An 18,155-nucleotide genomic window follows, 5' to 3' on the forward strand; every position below is an offset into this window, starting at 1 on the left:
GATGAAGTGGGCATCCTAGAAATAATTGGGCAAAAATAACATTGGAAGTGACTAACAATGCATTGTCCATCTCAATAGTTTGGGGCTGTAAAAGGAGCCACAGAGCGTGCGAAATTGGAACCTCAGCACAAAAATTATTGCTTCTTATTCAGTGCTAATCGCGGTGATGGCAGGGACAATTGCTTCGGGAATGTACTGGCAGTTGTACTCTAGTCAACGGCAGGCAATCCGTAATCGTCTTTTGGCAATTGTCAGTCTGGCAGTTCCACAAATAGATAGCGATTATCATGGATTGATTGTTAAACCAAGCGATCGCACCTCAGCCTTTTACAAAATCAATCAAGATAGGCTTGTAGCTATTCAAGCAACTAGTAAGGATATTGTGCGTATTTATACGGTACGCGAACAACCAAATAAGAAATTTGTCTATGTCTTAAACTATGACCCTGCCGACCGAGACAAAACTGTATTGACTGGCATGGATTACACAAAGTCATTAGATGATTTGTATATAGCCGTTGCTCAAAATACACCGTTTGTTGATCGGGAATTTCACAAAACTGCAAATGGCGAAACTATTCTTTCCGGTTATGCCCCAATTACCAATCTCCAGGGTCGGCATGGCCAAACAGTTGCAAACCTCCTTTGCCACCTTAGAACAAAAGGTAGAAGAACGGACACTACAACTAGCAGAAGCAAAAGAGAAAGCCGATACTGCAAACGTTGCCAAGAGTGAGTTCCTCGCTAATATGAGCCATGAATTGCGAACTCCGCTCAATGGCATCCTGGGCTATGCCCAAATTCTCCAAAATGGTGAACCCTTAACAGAACGAGCTAAAAAAGGTGTAGATATCATCTATCAGTGCGGCAATCATTTGCTTAATCTGATTAATGATATCCTTGACCTCGCCAAAATCGAAGCCCGCAAGTTGGAATTATATCCTGACGATGCTTATTTCCCGGCACTTTTGGAAGGCATTGCAGAGATGATGCGCGTGCGTGCTGGTCAAAAAGGAATTTCTTTTACCTATCAACCTGATTCTAATTTACCTGTTGGCATTACAGTCGATGAAAAACGCCTCCGCCAAGTGTTGATTAACTTATTGGGCAATGCCATTAAGTTTACTGACGAAGGCGGAGTTACATTTCGCGTTAAAACTCACAAACTGGAAACTGCAACCTATCAAATTCGCTTTGAGGTTGAAGATACAGGTGTCGGAATATCGCCAATCGGACTCACAAAAATCTTCCAACCCTTTGAACAAGTGGGTGATGTGAAGAAACAAGGAGAAGGTACTGGATTAGGACTAGCAATCAGTCTGCAAATCGTTTCTCTGATGGGTAGCACCCTAAATGTGGACAGCCAACTTGGACAAGGTAGCACCTTCTGGTTTGAGGTTGAACTTCCCGAAGCTCAAGAATGGGCAGCAAGTCTGCGAACAACTAAGCAAGGCAATATTGTCGCATTTGAAGGCAGCAAGCGCCAGCTACTGGTAGTCGATGACCGTTGGGAGAATCGGTCAGTTTTGGTCAGTTTACTGGAACCTTTGGGTTTTGCAGTGATTGCCGTCAGTAACGGTAGAGAAGGATTGGACAAGGCGAAAGAGATTCATCCTGACCTGATTATTACAGACTTGATGATGCCAGAAATGGATGGTTGCGAGATGCTGCGACAGTTGCGACAGATTCCTGAGTTGCAGAATGTTCCAGCGATCGCCTCTTCAGCTAGTGTATTTGAAAGTAATCAAAATGAGAGTATCGCAGCTGGAGCCAATGCGTTTTTACCTAAGCCTGTAGAAGGCCCAGCGCTGCTGAAGTTGCTGGAAAAATTTCTGAATCTGAAATGGATTTATGAGCAAAACTCTATTGTTGTGGAGCCAATAACAGCCAATTCAGAGGCAATATCTTCATCCACCCCAGACGAGATAGTTCCCCCAAGCGAGGAGGTTTTGTCACAGTTGCACACATTAACGTTGCAGGGACGCTTGATGGCGATCGAGCAACAGCTAAAAACTTTGGAAAAAACAGATGAGCGATACCAAACATTTGTTAAAGCAGTACGTGAGTATGCAGATAATTTCCAGACTGAGAAAATCCGAGCATTCATTGAACAGTATCTTCCCCGATCGAAGGAACTGGGGACTAGAGACTAAAAAAGAATTTTTGTAATCCCAATCCCCAATCCCAAATCCCCATTTTTGCTATGACAGCATTCTCTAGTAATTCCATTACATTTAACAATCCTGTTACCAACGTCTTTGACAATGGCATTATCCTCATTGTCGATGATGTACCAAATAACTTAAAGGTGCTTTCAGACACCTTAGCCCAAGCTGGTTTTGAAGTTGCGATCGCCACCAGTGGTGAAAGTGCGATACAACAATTAGAACATACTCCAGTATCTTTGATTTTACTGGATGTAATGATGCCAGGGATGAATGGTTTTGAAACCTGTGAGTGCATCAAAGCGAATCCGAAAACCCAAAATATCCCGATTATCTTTATCACCGCCCTATCTGAATCGGTGAATAAAGTTACAGGCTTTGAACTTGGAGCCATTGACTACATCACCAAACCGTTTCAACAAGGTGAAGTTTTAGCACGGGTGCGATCGCACTTAAAGCTTAACCACTTGAGTCAGTCTCTTGAAGCCAGAAATACAGAACTGCAACAACTCACCCAGCAACTAGAGCAACGAGTTACTGAACGAACCCAGGAACTATTTGGATCGATTGAAACCCTCAAACAAACTCAACAATTGATGCGCTTAGTATTTGATACTATTCCCCACTGGGTAGGTTGGAAAGATATCAATTCAGTTTATTTGGGCTGTAATCAAAGTTTGGCTACTGTATTAAACTTAAGTTCGCCTGATGAAATTGTGGGTAAAACTGACTATGATTTACTGATAAGTAAAGAAGAATCCGATTGGTATCGTGTGTGCGATCGCCGCGTTATGGAATCTGGTAAAGCAGAACTTCACATAATTGAACAATGGCAACGGGCGGATGGTCAGCAAATTTGGTTAGATACGAGCAAGATGCCTTTACGCGATGCCAAAGGAAATGTGTTCGGAATTTTATTAGTGACAGAAGACATTACTGAACGTCAACTGGCACAAGAAGAACTCAAACAACAAAAACAAAATCTAGAAGAAGCACTAGCAGAACTTCAAGGCACTCAAGTACAATTGGTACAAAGTGAAAAAATGTCGGCACTGGGAAACCTTGTAGCGGGGGTGGCACATGAAATTAATAACCCTGTTGGCTTCCTGGGCGGCAATATTCAACCTGCCTTAGATTATATCAAGGATATATTTAGCTTAATTGATTTGTATCAACAGGAATATTCTCCTCCCAGTGGAGTAATTCAAGATGAAATCGAAGCAATTGACCTCGATTACATCCGCGAAGATTTACCGAAGTTAGTGGGTTCTATGCAAGAAGGTGTGAAGCGAATTCGGGATATTAGTACTTCTCTACGAACCTTCTCTCGTGCTGATAGCGATCGCCCCATTGCTTGTAACATTCATGATGGCATCGACAGCACTATCCTGATTCTTAAACATCGCCTCAAAGCTTCAGAAAGTCACCCAGAAATTCAAGTTCTCAAAGAATATGGTCAGCTACCATTAGTAGAATGCTTTGCTGGGCAGTTGAATCAGGTGTTTATGAACATTCTGGCAAATGCTATTGATGCTTTGGAAGAGTCAAATATTGGACGTAGTTTTGAAGAGATTAAAGCTAATCCCAATTCTATCACAATTATTACTCAAATTAGCGATGACAAACAACAAATAATTATTAATATTAAAGATAATGGCAAGGGGATGAATGAAGAAATAAAACAAAAGATATTTGACCATTTATTTACTACTAAAGCCGTTGGAAAAGGGACGGGGTTAGGGTTGGCGATCGCTCGTCAAATAGTTGAAGAAACTCACGGCGGAAAATTGAGTTTTAACTCGACTTTAGGTGAAGGTACAGAGTTTCTCATTGAAATTCCGGCGTAAATCTTTGCTCTTTTTTATAAATAACTTTATATATTCTGGGAACACTAAATCTGGAAGTCTTAAAGATTTAGCAGTATGGTTAGCACTCTTGTCAATATTCCCGGATATAAAGTAAGCGAAGAACTCTACAATGGTTCCAGAACCATAGTTTATCGAGGGTATCGAGAGACTGACTCATTACCTATAGTTATTAAACTGCTGAAAAATCCTCATCCCACTTTCAGCGAACTCTTGTCGTTTCGGAACCAGTATACCATAGCTAAAAATCTTAACTCACCGCTAATCGTCCAAACTTATAGCCTGGAACCCTATCAAAATGGCTATGCGCTGGTGATGGAAGACTTTGGGGGGATTTCCCTCAAGGAATGGGGAATCAAGGGAAGGGGAAAATCTTTACAGGAGTTTTTAGAAATTGCGATCGCACTCTGCAATACCTTAGATATATTATATCACGAACGGATTATTCACAAAGACATTAAACCTAGCAATATTCTCATTAATCCCGAAACCAAACAAGTTAAATTAATCGACTTTAGTATTGCATCTTTACTACCACGGGAAACCCAAACGCTAGTCAATCCCAATATCTTAGAAGGAACACTCGCTTATATTTCCCCAGAACAAACAGGAAGAATGAATCGGGGGATTGACTACCGAACTGATTTTTATTCTTTGGGTGTGACATTTTACGAGTTACTTACAGGAAATTTACCTTTTGCATCAAATGAGCCAATGGAATTGGTGCATTGTCATATTGCTAAACTTCCACCACTTTTAAGAAATAGAGAAGATATTCCCCAAGTTCTTTGTAATATTGTGATGAAATTGATGGCAAAAAATGCCGAGGATCGATATCAAAGTGCCTTGGGACTAAAGTTTGATTTAGAAAATTGTTTACATCAGCTACAAGTTGATGGGGAAATTCAGAGTTTTGAAATTGCTCGTATGGATGTGTGCGATCGCTTCATCATTCCTGATAAACTTTATGGACGAGAAACCGAAGTAGAAAACCTACTCCAAGCATTTGAGCGAGTCAGTCTTGGTGCAACAGAAATGATGCTGGTAGCAGGTTTTTCGGGAATTGGAAAAACTGCGGTTGTCAACGAAGTTCATAAACCGATTGTTCGCCAACGCGGTTATTTTATCAAGGGCAAATACGACCAATTTCAACGGAATATTCCCTTCAGTGCATTTGTGCAAGCATTCCGGGATTTAATGGGGCAATTGTTAACAGAAAGTGATGCACAGATTCAGGAATGGAAAAGCAAGATTTTAGATGCTGTTGGGGAGAATGGACAGGTAATTATTGAAGTCATCCCCGAATTATCAAGAATTATTGGCGAACAACCACCCGCCATAGAATTATCAGGAACGGCGGCACAAAATAGATTTAATTTATTATTTCAACAATTTACCCAAGTTTTCACTAGTGTTGAACATCCATTAGTGATGTTTTTAGATGATTTGCAATGGGCAGATTCGGCATCATTGAAGTTAATGCAGCTTTTAATGACTGATACAGGTCATCTTTTCTTAATTGGTGCCTACCGTGATAATGAAGTCAATCTAGGACATCCATTGATGTTGACTTTGAGTGAAATCAAAAAAAACAAAGCGACGATTAATACAATTACGTTAGCACCACTGAGTCAACTCAAATTGAATGAGTTAGTTGGTGACACACTTAAATGTATAGAAACTTCGGCATGGACTCTTTCTCAATTAATCTATCAGAAAACTGAAGGAAATCCGTTTTTCGCAATCCAGTTTCTCAAAGCATTGCATCAAGAAAATCTTATTCAATTTGATATTGAGTTAGGCTGTTGGCAATGTGACATTACCCAAGTGATGACTCAAGCCGTTACAGATGATGTTGTTGCCTTTATGGGTTTTCAATTGCGAAAACTAGCGCTATCAACTCAACAGGTGTTACAGCTAGCTGCTTGTATTGGTAATCAGTTTGATTTAGCAAGTTTGGCAATTGTTTCTAAACAATCTCAAATCGAAACGGCTGCGGCTTTGTGGAAAGGATTACAAGAAGGGTTGATTTTACCGAACGGTGATGTTTATAAATTTTATATTGGGCAAGAAAGTCTTGCACGTACACCGGAAAATATTCAGACTGTTACATACAAGTTTTTACACGATCGCGTCCAACAAGCCGCTTATTCTCTGATTCCCGATGACCAAAAACAACTGACGCACTTAAAAATTGGGCAATTGCTTTTAAGTGTAATGAGCGAGACGGAAAAAGAGGAAAAAATCTTTGAGATTGTCAATCAATTAAATAAAGGAGCCGATTTAATTGTTGCAGAAACTGAACGTGAGGAATTAGCAAAGTTAAATCTAGTTGCTGCCCAAAGAGCTAAATCTGCAACCGCTTACGTCGCAGCAATTGAATACGCCACTAAAGGTATACAACTTCTCCCAATAAGTTGTTGGCAGCAATGCTATGAACTAACGTTAGCTCTGCATGATTTAGCCGCAGAAGTAGCCTGTCTGAGTGGTGATTTTAGGCAAATGGAGCAGATAGTTGACGAAGTAGTGCAAAATGCTCGTCAATTACTAGACAAAGTGAAAGTCTATGAAGTGAGAATTTTGGCCGAGGTAGCCCAGAGTCAACAGCCCAAAGCTATTAAAACCGCTCTTTCGACTTTAAAATTATTTGGAGTATTGTTTCCAGAGCAGCCGACTGACGCAGATATTACTGAAAGTTTGCAACAGACTCAGGATGTATTAAAAGGAAAACATTTAGAAGATTTCTTGGAACTGCCGGAAATGACAGACTTCCAAGCCCTGGCAGCGATCCGAATTTTAGCGGCGGTGACAGCAGCAATCTATCAAGCGGTTCCAGAATTACTGCCGTTAATCGTGTGTAAGCAGATTAGGTTATCAGTGGAATACGGTAATGCTGCGGTATCAGCACAGGCTTATGCTTGGTATGGAGTAATTTTGTGTGGCATTGGGGAAATAGATTTAGGCGATCGCATTGGTGAACTGGCAATGGGACTACTATCACGCTTCCAAAGCAGAGAATTTAAAGCCAGCACGATTAACATGGTTTATCCCTTCGTGAAGCCTTGGAAACATCATATTCAAAATTCACTCGCTCCTTTACTCGACGGATACCACAGCGGTCTGGAGATGGGTACTTTAGAGTATGCTGCCTACTGTGCCTACAATTACTGTTCGCTTTCCTTTTTTCTCGGAAAAGATTTGTCAATCCTAGAACCAGAGATGAAGGTTTACAATCAGGCATTGGCTCAACTCAAGCAGGAAGTTGCTCATAATTATCTGAGAGTCTTTTACCAATCCGTTTTAAATTTACTCGCTCAGAGCAAGTGTCCTTGGGAAATTCAAGGTGTAATCTATGACGAACAAATCATGTTGCCTTTGCATCAGAAGGCAAACGATCTTTACGCAATAGGAACACTGTATATCAATAAATTAATTCTTTGTTACTTGTTTAATGAGTGGGAACAAGCTATCAAAGTCGCGGCTGATGCTAAACAATATTTAAGTGGAGTATCCGGTTGTTTTATGGTGCCGGTGTTTCACTTTTACGATTCATTGACTCACCTGGCGATGTTACCCAACGCTCAAGGTAAGGAATGCCTCCCCCAGCAAGTTGTTGACAACCAGAAGAAGCTGGAACAATGGGCAAACCATGCACCCACAAACCATTTACACAAATTTTATTTGGTTGAAGCAGAGCAGTATCGGGTATTGGGGCAGATGTATGAAGCAATGGATTACTACGATCGCGCGATCGCCTCTGCCAAAGCAAATGCATATATCCAAGAAGAAGCACTAGCGAATGAACTTGCTGGCAAATTCTACCTCAACTGGGGGAAAGAAAAAGTCGCCCAAGCATATATGCAAGAAGCATACTACTGCTACGCACGTTGGGGGGCAAAAGCCAAGGTTGCCGATCTGGAAAGACGCTATCCGCAACTGTTAGCCCTTATCCTCCACCAAACCCATTCTCCCTTCTCCACTAACGAAACAATCTTCTCGTTAGCAAGTGTTACACCCACGAATTCCGGCACTTCTCACAGTAGTAGTGTCTCTGTTGCTTTAGATTTAGCTACTATTCTCAGAGCTTCTCAAACTCTTTCCGGCGAAATCGAATTTGAAAAACTGCTTTCATCGTTGCTTGAAATCGTCATTGAAAATGCTGGGGCTGATAAATGCGTGTTCATGCTGTTGCGAGAGGATTTACTAGGCGATGCCAAAAGTGAACGCCTGCTAATTAAAGGATCAATTACCTTGGGGATGCAGCCAGTTGTATTGCAGCGCCTTCCTGTTGAGGAAAGTCAAGACATTCCCCTGAAGCTGATTTACAAAGTGAAGCACGATAGGCAGACTGCTGTGATACTTGATGCAAGCACAGATCCGATGTTAGCTAACGACCCGTATATCATGCGTCAGCAGCCGAAAAGTATCTTGTGTAGCCCGATTTTGCATCAAGGTAAATTGATGGGCATTTTATATCTAGAAAATCATTTAGCAACGGGGGCGTTTACTAGCGATCGCGTCGAACTCCTGAATTTACTCTGCGCTCAAGCGGCGATTTCTTTAGAAAATGCCCGACTTTATGAACGTTCTCAGGAAAATACCCAACAGCTAGAGCGATCGCTTGAGGAGTTAAGCACCGCACAGTCTGTCTTGCAATCATCCCAGCAACGACTCCAACTATTGGTTCAGCAAACTCCATTAGCAGTTATAGAGTGGGATACCAATTATCAAGTTACTGACTGGAACCCAGCCGCAGAAAGAATCTTTGGCTACAGCAAACAAGAGGCTTTGGGTTGTGGATTCAAATTCATCATTCCTGAAATAATTCAAGCAGAAATGGAGCGAGTCAGCGTCGAAATTATATCGCAGGAGGGCGGCAATTACAGTATTAATGAAAATGTGACAAAAGATGGTAAAATTATCATTTGTGCTTGGTATAACAATCCGCTTGTAAGTGCAGATGGCGAGTTAATCGGAGTTGCTTCCCTAGCAGATGATATTACAGAACAGCAAGCTGCGCTACGCGAACGCAAAGTTGCCGAAGTCCAACTTCAACAAAAAGCACAAGAGCTAGAAACTGCTTTACAAAACCTGCAACAAGCACAATTACAAATGGTGCAAACTGAGAAAATGTCTGCGCTCGGCAACTTAGTTGCTGGTGTAGCTCACGAAATGAATAATCCCCTTGGTTTTATTGCTGCTAGTCTCAAACAAGCGAAACCTACTATCGCTGATATTGTTGAACATCTCAGACTATATCAATCAAGTTTCCCCAACAAAAGCGATGAAATCGAAGACCACGCCGAAGAAATCGACTTGGATTATAGCTTAGAAGACTTACCCAAGATGATTGATTCTATGTCTATGGCGTGTGACAGGCTAAAGAACATCAGCACCAGTTTGAGAAGTTTCTCTCGTGCCGATCAAGACTACAAAGTACCTTTCAATATCCACCAAGGCATTGATAGCACTATTCTCATTCTCAAACATCGTCTCAAGGCCAATGAACAACGTCCGGCGATTCAAGTTGTTGCAAACTACGGTAATTTACCTCAAGTAGAATGTTTCCCAGGTCAATTAAATCAGGTATTTATGAATCTTCTCGCAAATGCTATTGATGCATTAGATGAATCTAATTATGGACTCAGCTTTGAAGAAATTAAAGCCAATCCTAACTGCATTACAATTACAACTTCAGTCGAAAATAATCTCGTTAAAGTTGCCATTCGGGATAATGGTAAGGGAATTAACGAACAAGTTAAACAAAAAATATTTGACCATTTATTTACTACAAAAGCGGTTGGTAAAGGTACAGGGTTGGGGTTGGCGATCGCTCGTCAAATTGTTGAAGAAACCCACGGTGGAAAATTAAGTTTTAACTCGATTCTAGGTGAGGGGACAGAATTTATCATTGAAATTCCGGTATAGTTTTTGGCAATTTTGATTTTCTCTCCACCAAAGGCTTTAGATCCCCGACAACTTTCGCGAAGTCGGGGATCTTTTTAAGATTGCTATATATCTGGGAATACTAAATTTGGAAGTTTCACAGATTTAGCAGCATGGTTAGCACTATTGTCAATATTCCCGGATATCAAGTAAGTGAAGAACTCTACAATGGTTCCAGAACCCAGGTTTATCGAGGGGTTCGAGAGACTGACTCATTAGCGGTAGTGATTAAACTGCTGAAAAATCCTTATCCCAACTTTTCTGAACTATTGTCGTTTCGCAATCAGTACACCATAGCTAAAAATCTCAACTCACCGCTAATTGTCCAAACCTATAGCCTCGAACCCTATCAGAATGGCTATGCGCTGGTAATGGAAGACTTTGGGGGGATTTCTCTTAAAAATTATTTCACCTCTGACCAAGGGCGATATATCGCGTCTGGTGAAGAGTTTTTAGAAATAGCGATCGCACTCTGCAATACCTTAGATGTACTCTACCGCGATCGCATTATTCATAAAGATATTAAACCCGCCAACATTTTAATTAATCCCCAAACCAAACAAGTTAAATTAATTGACTTTAGTATTGCATCTTTGCTACCACGAGAAACGCAAACCCTAATAAATCCCAATGTGCTAGAAGGGACACTAGCTTATATTTCTCCAGAACAAACAGGCAGAATGAATCGGGGAATTGACTACCGGACTGATTTTTATTCTTTGGGTGTAACTTTCTACGAATTACTGACTGGAGTTTTGCCATTTCAATCAAACGATCCAATGGAGTTAGTGCATTGTCACATTGCAAAAATTGCACCATTAGTATCTGAAACTAATTCCGAAATTCCATCTGTGATCTCAAAAATTGTCAGCAAATTGATGGCGAAGAATGCTAAAGATCGCTATCAGAGTGCATTGGGGCTGAGATTTGATTTAGAAAATTGTTTACATCAGCTACAACTTGATGGTATAATAAGCGGTTTTGAAATTGGAGAACGGGATGTGTGCGATCGCTTCATCATCCCAGACAAACTCTATGGACGAGAAACCGAAGTATCAACTCTGCTGCAAGCATTTGAAAGAGTTGCTAACCCCCCTATGTCCCACGCCAGATGCTACCCTGCGGGAACGCTAAAAGCGAACAAGTCGGGAAACCCGCCCAACGCACTGGCTCCCCTTAGCAAAGGGGGACATGGACATAGGGGGGTAGAAATGATTCTGGTAGCAGGTTTTTCGGGAATTGGTAAAACGGCGATTGTCAACGAAGTTCATAAACCGATTGTGCGCCAACGCGGTTATTTTATCAAAGGCAAATATGACCAATTTCAACGCAATATTCCCTTCAGTGCATTTGTGCAAGCATTCCGAGATTTAATGGGGCAACTGTTAAGTGAAAACGATACACAAATTCAGCAATGGAGAAACGAAATATTATCAGCAGTTGGTGAAAATGGACAAGTAATTATTGAAGTTATCCCCGAATTATCAAGAATTATTGGTGAACAACCACCCGCCATAGAATTATCAGGAACGGCGGCAGAAAATAGATTTAATTTATTATTTCAAAAATTCACCCAAATTTTTACCACTGCTGAACATCCCTTAGTAATATTTTTAGATGATTTGCAATGGGCAGATTCGGCATCACTGAAGTTAATGCAGCTTTTAATGGCTGATACAGGTCATCTTTTGTTAATTGGTGCGTACCGTGATAACGAGGTCAACCCGGTACATCCATTAATGTTGACTTTGAATGAGATTGAAAAAACCCAAACAACGATTAATATAATTACCTTAGTACCACTGAATCAAAAAACAGTCAATCAATTAGTTGCTGATACACTTAAATGCTCCCAGGATTTGGCATCACCTCTTTCTCGATTAGTGTTTCAAAAAACTCAAGGAAATCCGTTTTTTTCTATCCAGTTTTTGAAGGCATTACATCAAGAGTTACTGATTAAATTTAACTTTGAGTCAGGCTATTGGCAATGCGATCTTGCCCAAGTTAATCAACAGGCAGTTACAGATGATGTCGTTGAATTTATGGCGTTGCAGTTAGATAAATTACCATTAGCAACCCAGAATATCCTCAAGTTAGCATCTTGTATTGGCAACCAGTTTGATTTAGCAACTTTGGCAATTGTTTCGGAACAATGCCAAATTGATGCGGCGGCTGCTTTGTGGAAAGCATTGCAAGAAGGATTGATTTTACCGATTAGTGAGGTTTATAAATTTTATCAAGGAGAAGAAAGCGAACAATTGGCACTGTCATATCAGAATATTGAGAAAAAAATAGCTAAATATGCCTTTTTACATGACAGAGTACAGCAAGCGGCTTATTTCTTGATTTCCGATGAACAAAAAACAGCAACTCATCTGAAAATTGGACAATTACTGAGAGAAAACTTGTCTGAGTTAGAGATTGAAGAAAAACTCTTCGATCTGGTTGGGCATTTGAATTTAGGAATTGAGTTAATTAGTCAAGCAAGCGATCGCCAAGCCCTAGCTCAACTCAACTTCAAAGCTGGTAGTAAAGCCAAAAATGCTACTGCATACACCGCCGCCAGAGTGTATTTCCAAACTGGGATTGCCTTACTCCAGCCCGACTGCTGGCAAACACAGTACGAATTAGCCTTGAACCTGCATTTGGCAGTAACCGAAGCCAGCTATTTAAATAGTGACTTTGAGAGCATGGAAGAGATGGCTGGAGTGGTTTTGCAGAACGCCCAGACCATTTTTGACAAAGTGAAAATCTACGAAATTAAAATTGTGGCACTAACGGCTCAGAGCCAAATATTAGGGGCGATCGCCGTTGGCGCAGATGTCCTGAGTCAATTAGGGGTGGATTTACCGAGTGCGCCAGAGTCAGCCGAAATCGGCAAAGCCCTGGAATACCTAAAAGAGCAACTCCAAGGCAGAGAAATTCCTGAACTGATTGACTTACCCGTGATGAGCGATCGCACAGCTCAAGCCGCAATGCAATTATTAGGAATATTGTTTGCACCAGTATTACTGGGAAATCCGGGTTTAATGCCCCTGTTGAGCGCAACAATGGTGCGGTTGTCGCTCCAGTTTGGCAATACCCCCGCCTCGACGGTAGGATATGCGATTCACGGTATGGTGCTATGTGCTTTTTTGAGCGAAGTTGAAACTGGCTACAAGTTTGGTTGTTTAACTCTCTCGTTGCTAGAAAAATTGAACGAGCGAAGTATATGTCTCCCTTTAAGCCTCTTTGGGGCTTTCATCCAACATCGCCAGCAATCGTTTTTGGCAACGCTATCGACGCTGAAAGATAGCTACACCAATGGTATGGAAACAGGCAGTTTTCTGTACGCTGGCTACAGCATACAATGTTACGAGCATATAGCGCTGTTCGCTGGTGTAAATTTAAATACGTTGTCAGCCGAATTAGTTCCTTACAGTGTGGTTCTGACTCAGGCGAAACAAAATGCGGCGTGTATTTTATTGGATACAGTGCGGCAAGTGGTGGAGAATTTGAGAGAAACAGGGAGCCAACCCCATCGCTTAATAGGCACTGCCTACGATGAAACAATTATGCTGCCAAAGCACCAGCAGGATAACGATTTCACCGCGATCGCCTACACCTATACCTACAAACTGATGCTTGCTGCTCTCTGGGGCAATTATCATGCTGCTCTTGACTATATCACCGGAATCAAGCCCTATTTTATGGCAGCAGCAGGGGCAGTACATATTCCCGTTTTCCATTTTTATGCTGCCCTCACATACCTAGCACTCTTCCCCACCCAGCCAGAAGCAGAGCAAGCCCAAACTCTTCTTGAGGCGCAAATTCACCAAACAATTCTGCATCAATGGGCAGAAAATGCCCCGATGAATCACTTGCATAAATGGTATCTAGTGGAGGCTGAACGGTATCGAGTCTTGGGTGAAAAAGCCGTAGCCAGTGAGTGTTATGACCAAGCCATTGCTCTGGCTAAAACACATCAGTTTATTAATGAAGAAGCCTTAGCCAATGAACTGGCGGCAAAATTTTACCTTGACTGGGGCAAACAGCGTATTGCTGGGGAATACATGATTGAAGCCTACTACAGCTATATTAGTTGGGGTGCAAAAGCCAAAGTTGCTGACTTAGAAAGACGCTATCCCCAACTGCTTGCTCCCATCCTCCAGCAAACCCGTTCTCCCCTGTCAATTAATGAAACTATCTTGGCGCTGGGGAATGTCATATCCACTAGTTCCCCCACTTCCAACAGCAATGTCTCTGTTGCTTTAGATTTAGCTGCCATTCTCAAAGCTTCCCAAGCTATCTCAGGGGAAATCGAACTCGAAAAATTGCTCTCAGTATTGCTGGCGATCGTCATTGAAAATGCAGGGGCTGATAAATGCGTATTAATGCTTTTGCAAGACAAGCGCCTATCGATCAAAGGGTCAATTACCCTGGCGACAGAGCCAGTGGTGTTGCAGAGCCTTCCCGTTGAAGATAGCCAGGATATTCCCCTGAAGTTGATTTACAAAGTCTTGCACAAGAGGCAGACCACTATGTTAATTGATGCAAGTGCCGATCCGACCTTAGCCAATGACCCCTATATTATTCGTCAGCAGCCTAAGAGTATCTTGTGTAGCCCGATTTTGCATCAAGGTAAGTTGATGGGCATTTTATATCTAGAAAATAACTTAGTGACGGGGGCATTTACAAGCGATCGCTTACAAGTTCTCAATTTCCTCACTACTCAAGCAGCAATTTCTCTAGAAAATTCACTATTATATCATAAATTAGAGGACTATTCTCATACTCTGGAGCAAAAAGTAGAAAAGCGCACCCAGGAAATCACAGAAAAAGCCACTCAGCTAGAATCAACACTGGAGAAACTTTACTCGACTCAATCCCAACTAATTCAATCCGAAAAAATGTCCGGTTTAGGACAGTTAGTTGCTGGGATTGCTCATGAAATTAATAATCCGATTAATTTCATCTATGGCAACTTACAACCAGCAAGTGAATATGTGGCATCTTTAATTGAATTAAATAATTTATATCAAGAACTTTATCCGCAACCATTGCCAGAAATTGCCGAAAAAATCGCCGACATTGAGCTAGAATTTATATCTAATGATTTACAAAAGCTCCTGTTATCGATGAGAGTAGGAGCAGATCGCATCCGTAAAATTGTGCTGTCACTGCGAAACTTTTCCCGTTTGGATGAATCAGAAATAAAATCAGTAGACATTCACTCTGGCATTGATAGTACGCTGTTAATTTTGCAGCATCGACTTCAAAGTAATAGTAAACATCCAGAGATTGCAGTTATTCAAAAATATGGTCAACTCCCTTTAGTTAATTGTTATGCCTCTGCTCTGAATCAAGTATTTATGAATATTATCAATAATGCCATTGATGCTTTAGAAGAATCAGATATAAATCGCCAACCGACTATTATAATTCAGACGGAATTCAGAGAAGCAAAAAAGGTAGTTATCCGCATTGTAGACAACGGCATAGGGATGAGCGAGTCAGTGCAGAATAAGATATTTAATCCATTTTTTACGACGAAATCAATAGGTAGCGGTACAGGTTTAGGATTATCAACTAGCTATTCGATTGTGGTAGAAAAACATGGGGGTAATTTAAGTTGCAATTCTGCACCAGGAGAAGGTACAGAATTTATCATTGAAATTCCGTTATAGTACCCGAATTTCTCACTCATAGGGTGGGAGGTGTGGGAGGTGTGGGGAGTGTGGGAGGTGTGGGAAGATGAAGAATGGAGCGGTCGAAATTAAAGAAAATGGAAGAAAAAGGGAAAAAGTATTTTAGAACTCATGAGGATTTAGCCATTTATCAATTAGCATTTGAGACAGCAATGCAAATTTTTGAATATTCTAAAAAGTTCCCAGTTGAAGAAAAATATTCATTAACTGACCAAATTCGTCGCTCCTCTCGCTCTGTCTGTGCAAATATGGCAGAGGCTTGGAGAAAACGGCGATATAAAGCCGCTTTTGTCGCTAAACTGAATGATTGTGAAGCAGAGGCAGCAGAAACTCAAGTTTGGTTAAAGTTTGCTGTGAAATGTCAATATCTTACAGTCGAACAAGGAAGAGAACTCTACGCTCCTTACAATCAAGTCCTTAGTGGATTAGTCAAGATGATTACCTATCCAGATGATTGGTTACTTGACTAAATTCCCACACCTCCCACACCTCCCACACCTCCCACACTCCCCACACTCCCCACACTCCCTGAATTTCTCACTTGTGAGAAATGCAGGTTTAAGGTTCAGATCCCCGACAACTTTCGCGAAGTCAGGGATCTTTTTGGGAATACTAAATTTGGAAGTTTCACAGATTTAGCAACATGGTGAGTATCTTTATAAATATTCCCGGATATCGCATTAGTGAAGAACTCTACAATGGTTCCAGAACCCTAGTTTATCGAGGGGTTCGAGAGACTGACTCATTACCGGTAGTGACTAAACTGCTGAAAAATCCTTATCCGGGTTTCAGCGAACTCTTATCGTTTCGCAATCAGTACACCATAGCTAAAAATCTTAACTCACCGTTAATCGTCCAAACTTATAGCCTAGAATCCTACCAAAATGGCTATGCGTTGGTGATGGAAGATTTTGGGGGGATTTCTCTCAAAGATTATTTCACCTCATCAGGGATGGAATATATCGCGTCTAGTGAAGAATTTTTAGAAATAGCGATCGCACTGTGCAACACCTTAGATATACTCTACCGAGAGCGGATTATTCATAAAGATATCAAACCCGCCAATGTTTTAATTAATCCCGAAACCAAACAAGTTAAATTAATTGACTTTAGTATTGCATCCCTACTACCACGAGAAACGCAGACACTAATCAATCCCAATGTATTAGAAGGGACACTAGCTTATATTTCCCCAGAACAAACAGGAAGAATGAATCGGGGAATTGACTATCGGACTGATTTTTATTCTCTGGGTGTGACATTCTACGAGTTACTCACTGGAGTTTTACCATTTCAATCAAACGATCCGATGGAGTTGGTACATTCTCATATTGCCAAACCAGCGCCTTTAGTACATGAAATTAACCCACTAATCCCGTCTGTAATCTCAGAGATTGTCAGTAAATTGATGGCAAAAAATGCTGAAGACAGATATCAGAGTGCTTTGGGATTGAAGTTTGATTTAGAAAATTGTTTATATCAGCTACAAGTTGATGGTATAATTAAGGGTTTTCAAATTGCACAGAGGGATCTGTGCGATCGCTTTATTATCCCTGATAAACTTTATGGACGAGAAACAGAAGTAGAAACTCTTCTGCAAGCATTTGAGCGCGTTAGTACAGGTGCGACAGAAATGATGCTGGTGGCTGGTTTTTCGGGTATTGGTAAAACCGTTGTAGTTAACGAAGTTCATAAACCAATCGTCAAAAAGCGCGGTTATTTTATCAAAGGGAAATATGACCAATTTCAACGAAATATTCCCTTTAGTGCTTTTGTGCAAGCCTTCCGCGATTTAATGGGGCAATTATTAACCGAAAGCGATGCTCAAATCCAGCAATTTAAAACCAATATTTTAGCGGCTGTAGGTGATAATGGACAGGTAATTATTGAAGTTATCCCCGAATTAGAAAGAATTATTGGTCAACAACCACCTGCTACAGAATTATCAGGAACTGCCGCCCAAAATCGGTTTAATTTATTATTTCAGAAATTTACCCAAGTCTTTACCAGTGAAAAACATCCATTAGTGATGTTTTTAGATGATTTGCAATGGGCTGATTCAGCATCGTTGATGTTAATACAGTTATTAATGGCTGATACAAAACATCTGTTCTTAATTGGTGCTTATCGTGATAACGAAGTCAATTCAGCACATCCATTAATGTTGACTTTGAATGATATCCAAAAAACAGCAGCCACAATTCATACGATTACTTTAGCGCCTCTGAGTCAATCGCAACTGAATCAATTAGTGGTTGATACACTTAAATGTACAACAGATTCGGCATTACCTGTTTCTCAATTGGTATTTCAGAAAACTCAAGGTAATCCGTTTTTTGCCATACAGTTTCTCAAGGCATTACACCAAGATGGATTAATTGAATTCACCCCCCCAACCCTCCCTTACCAAGCTAGGGTGGACACACAAGTTATCGAATTACCCCACCCTAACCCTCCCCTTGGAAAGGGGAGGGAACTAGATTTTCTTGTTT

Annotated in this window: 7 protein-coding genes; all 7 read left to right on the forward strand. The window is 41.0% G+C overall.

Annotation, left to right across the window (positions count from 1 at the left end; all coding sequences use genetic code 11):
* The first annotated feature begins 106 nt into the window (after positions 1 to 106).
* Positions 107 to 736 carry a hypothetical protein gene (locus tag CDG76_RS38605; protein ID WP_223265381.1) on the forward strand — a complete coding sequence of 210 codons (630 nt, stop codon included), beginning with the start codon at positions 107 to 109 and terminating at the stop codon, positions 734 to 736.
* Positions 621 to 2,153, forward strand: coding sequence for an ATP-binding protein (locus tag CDG76_RS25725; RefSeq protein WP_223265382.1), 1,533 nt, complete (start codon positions 621 to 623; stop codon positions 2,151 to 2,153). The genes CDG76_RS38605 and CDG76_RS25725 overlap by 116 nt, the downstream gene beginning before the upstream one ends.
* A 50-nt stretch (positions 2,154 to 2,203) precedes the next feature.
* Positions 2,204 to 4,012, forward strand: coding sequence for a hybrid sensor histidine kinase/response regulator (locus CDG76_RS25730; RefSeq protein WP_094351726.1), 1,809 nt, complete (start codon positions 2,204 to 2,206; stop codon positions 4,010 to 4,012).
* A 75-nt stretch (positions 4,013 to 4,087) separates the two neighbouring features.
* Positions 4,088 to 9,958, forward strand: a complete 5,871-nt coding sequence (locus CDG76_RS25735) for a trifunctional serine/threonine-protein kinase/ATP-binding protein/sensor histidine kinase (protein WP_094351727.1) — start codon at positions 4,088 to 4,090, stop codon at positions 9,956 to 9,958.
* A 131-nt stretch (positions 9,959 to 10,089) separates the two neighbouring features.
* Complete coding sequence (locus CDG76_RS25740) at positions 10,090 to 15,642, forward strand: trifunctional serine/threonine-protein kinase/ATP-binding protein/sensor histidine kinase (protein WP_094351728.1); 5,553 nt, start codon at positions 10,090 to 10,092, stop codon at positions 15,640 to 15,642.
* A gap of 74 nt (positions 15,643 to 15,716) precedes the next feature.
* A complete protein-coding gene (locus CDG76_RS25745) occupies positions 15,717 to 16,133 on the forward strand; it encodes a four helix bundle protein (protein WP_223265383.1) in 417 nt (138 codons plus the stop codon).
* Positions 16,134 to 16,306: 173 nt separating this feature from the next.
* Positions 16,307 to 18,155 (forward strand): ATP-binding protein (locus tag CDG76_RS25750; protein WP_190240991.1); only part of this gene is annotated, 1,849 nt, incomplete at its 3' end.

This window comes from Nostoc sp. 'Peltigera membranacea cyanobiont' 210A, assembly GCF_002246015.1.
Taxonomy (GTDB): domain Bacteria; phylum Cyanobacteriota; class Cyanobacteriia; order Cyanobacteriales; family Nostocaceae; genus Nostoc.

What these genes read in the sequence shown, in the direction of transcription:
- CDG76_RS25725 (WP_223265382.1), top strand. Translation starts at nt 621, where the DNA reads ATGGCCAAACAGTTGCAAACCTCCTTTGCCACCTTAGAACAAAAGGTA.
- CDG76_RS25730 (WP_094351726.1), top strand. Translation starts at nt 2,204, where the DNA reads ATGACAGCATTCTCTAGTAATTCCATTACATTTAACAATCCTGTTACC.
- CDG76_RS25735 (WP_094351727.1), top strand. Translation starts at nt 4,088, where the DNA reads ATGGTTAGCACTCTTGTCAATATTCCCGGATATAAAGTAAGCGAAGAA.
- CDG76_RS25740 (WP_094351728.1), top strand. Translation starts at nt 10,090, where the DNA reads ATGGTTAGCACTATTGTCAATATTCCCGGATATCAAGTAAGTGAAGAA.
- CDG76_RS25745 (WP_223265383.1), top strand. Translation starts at nt 15,717, where the DNA reads ATGGAGCGGTCGAAATTAAAGAAAATGGAAGAAAAAGGGAAAAAGTAT.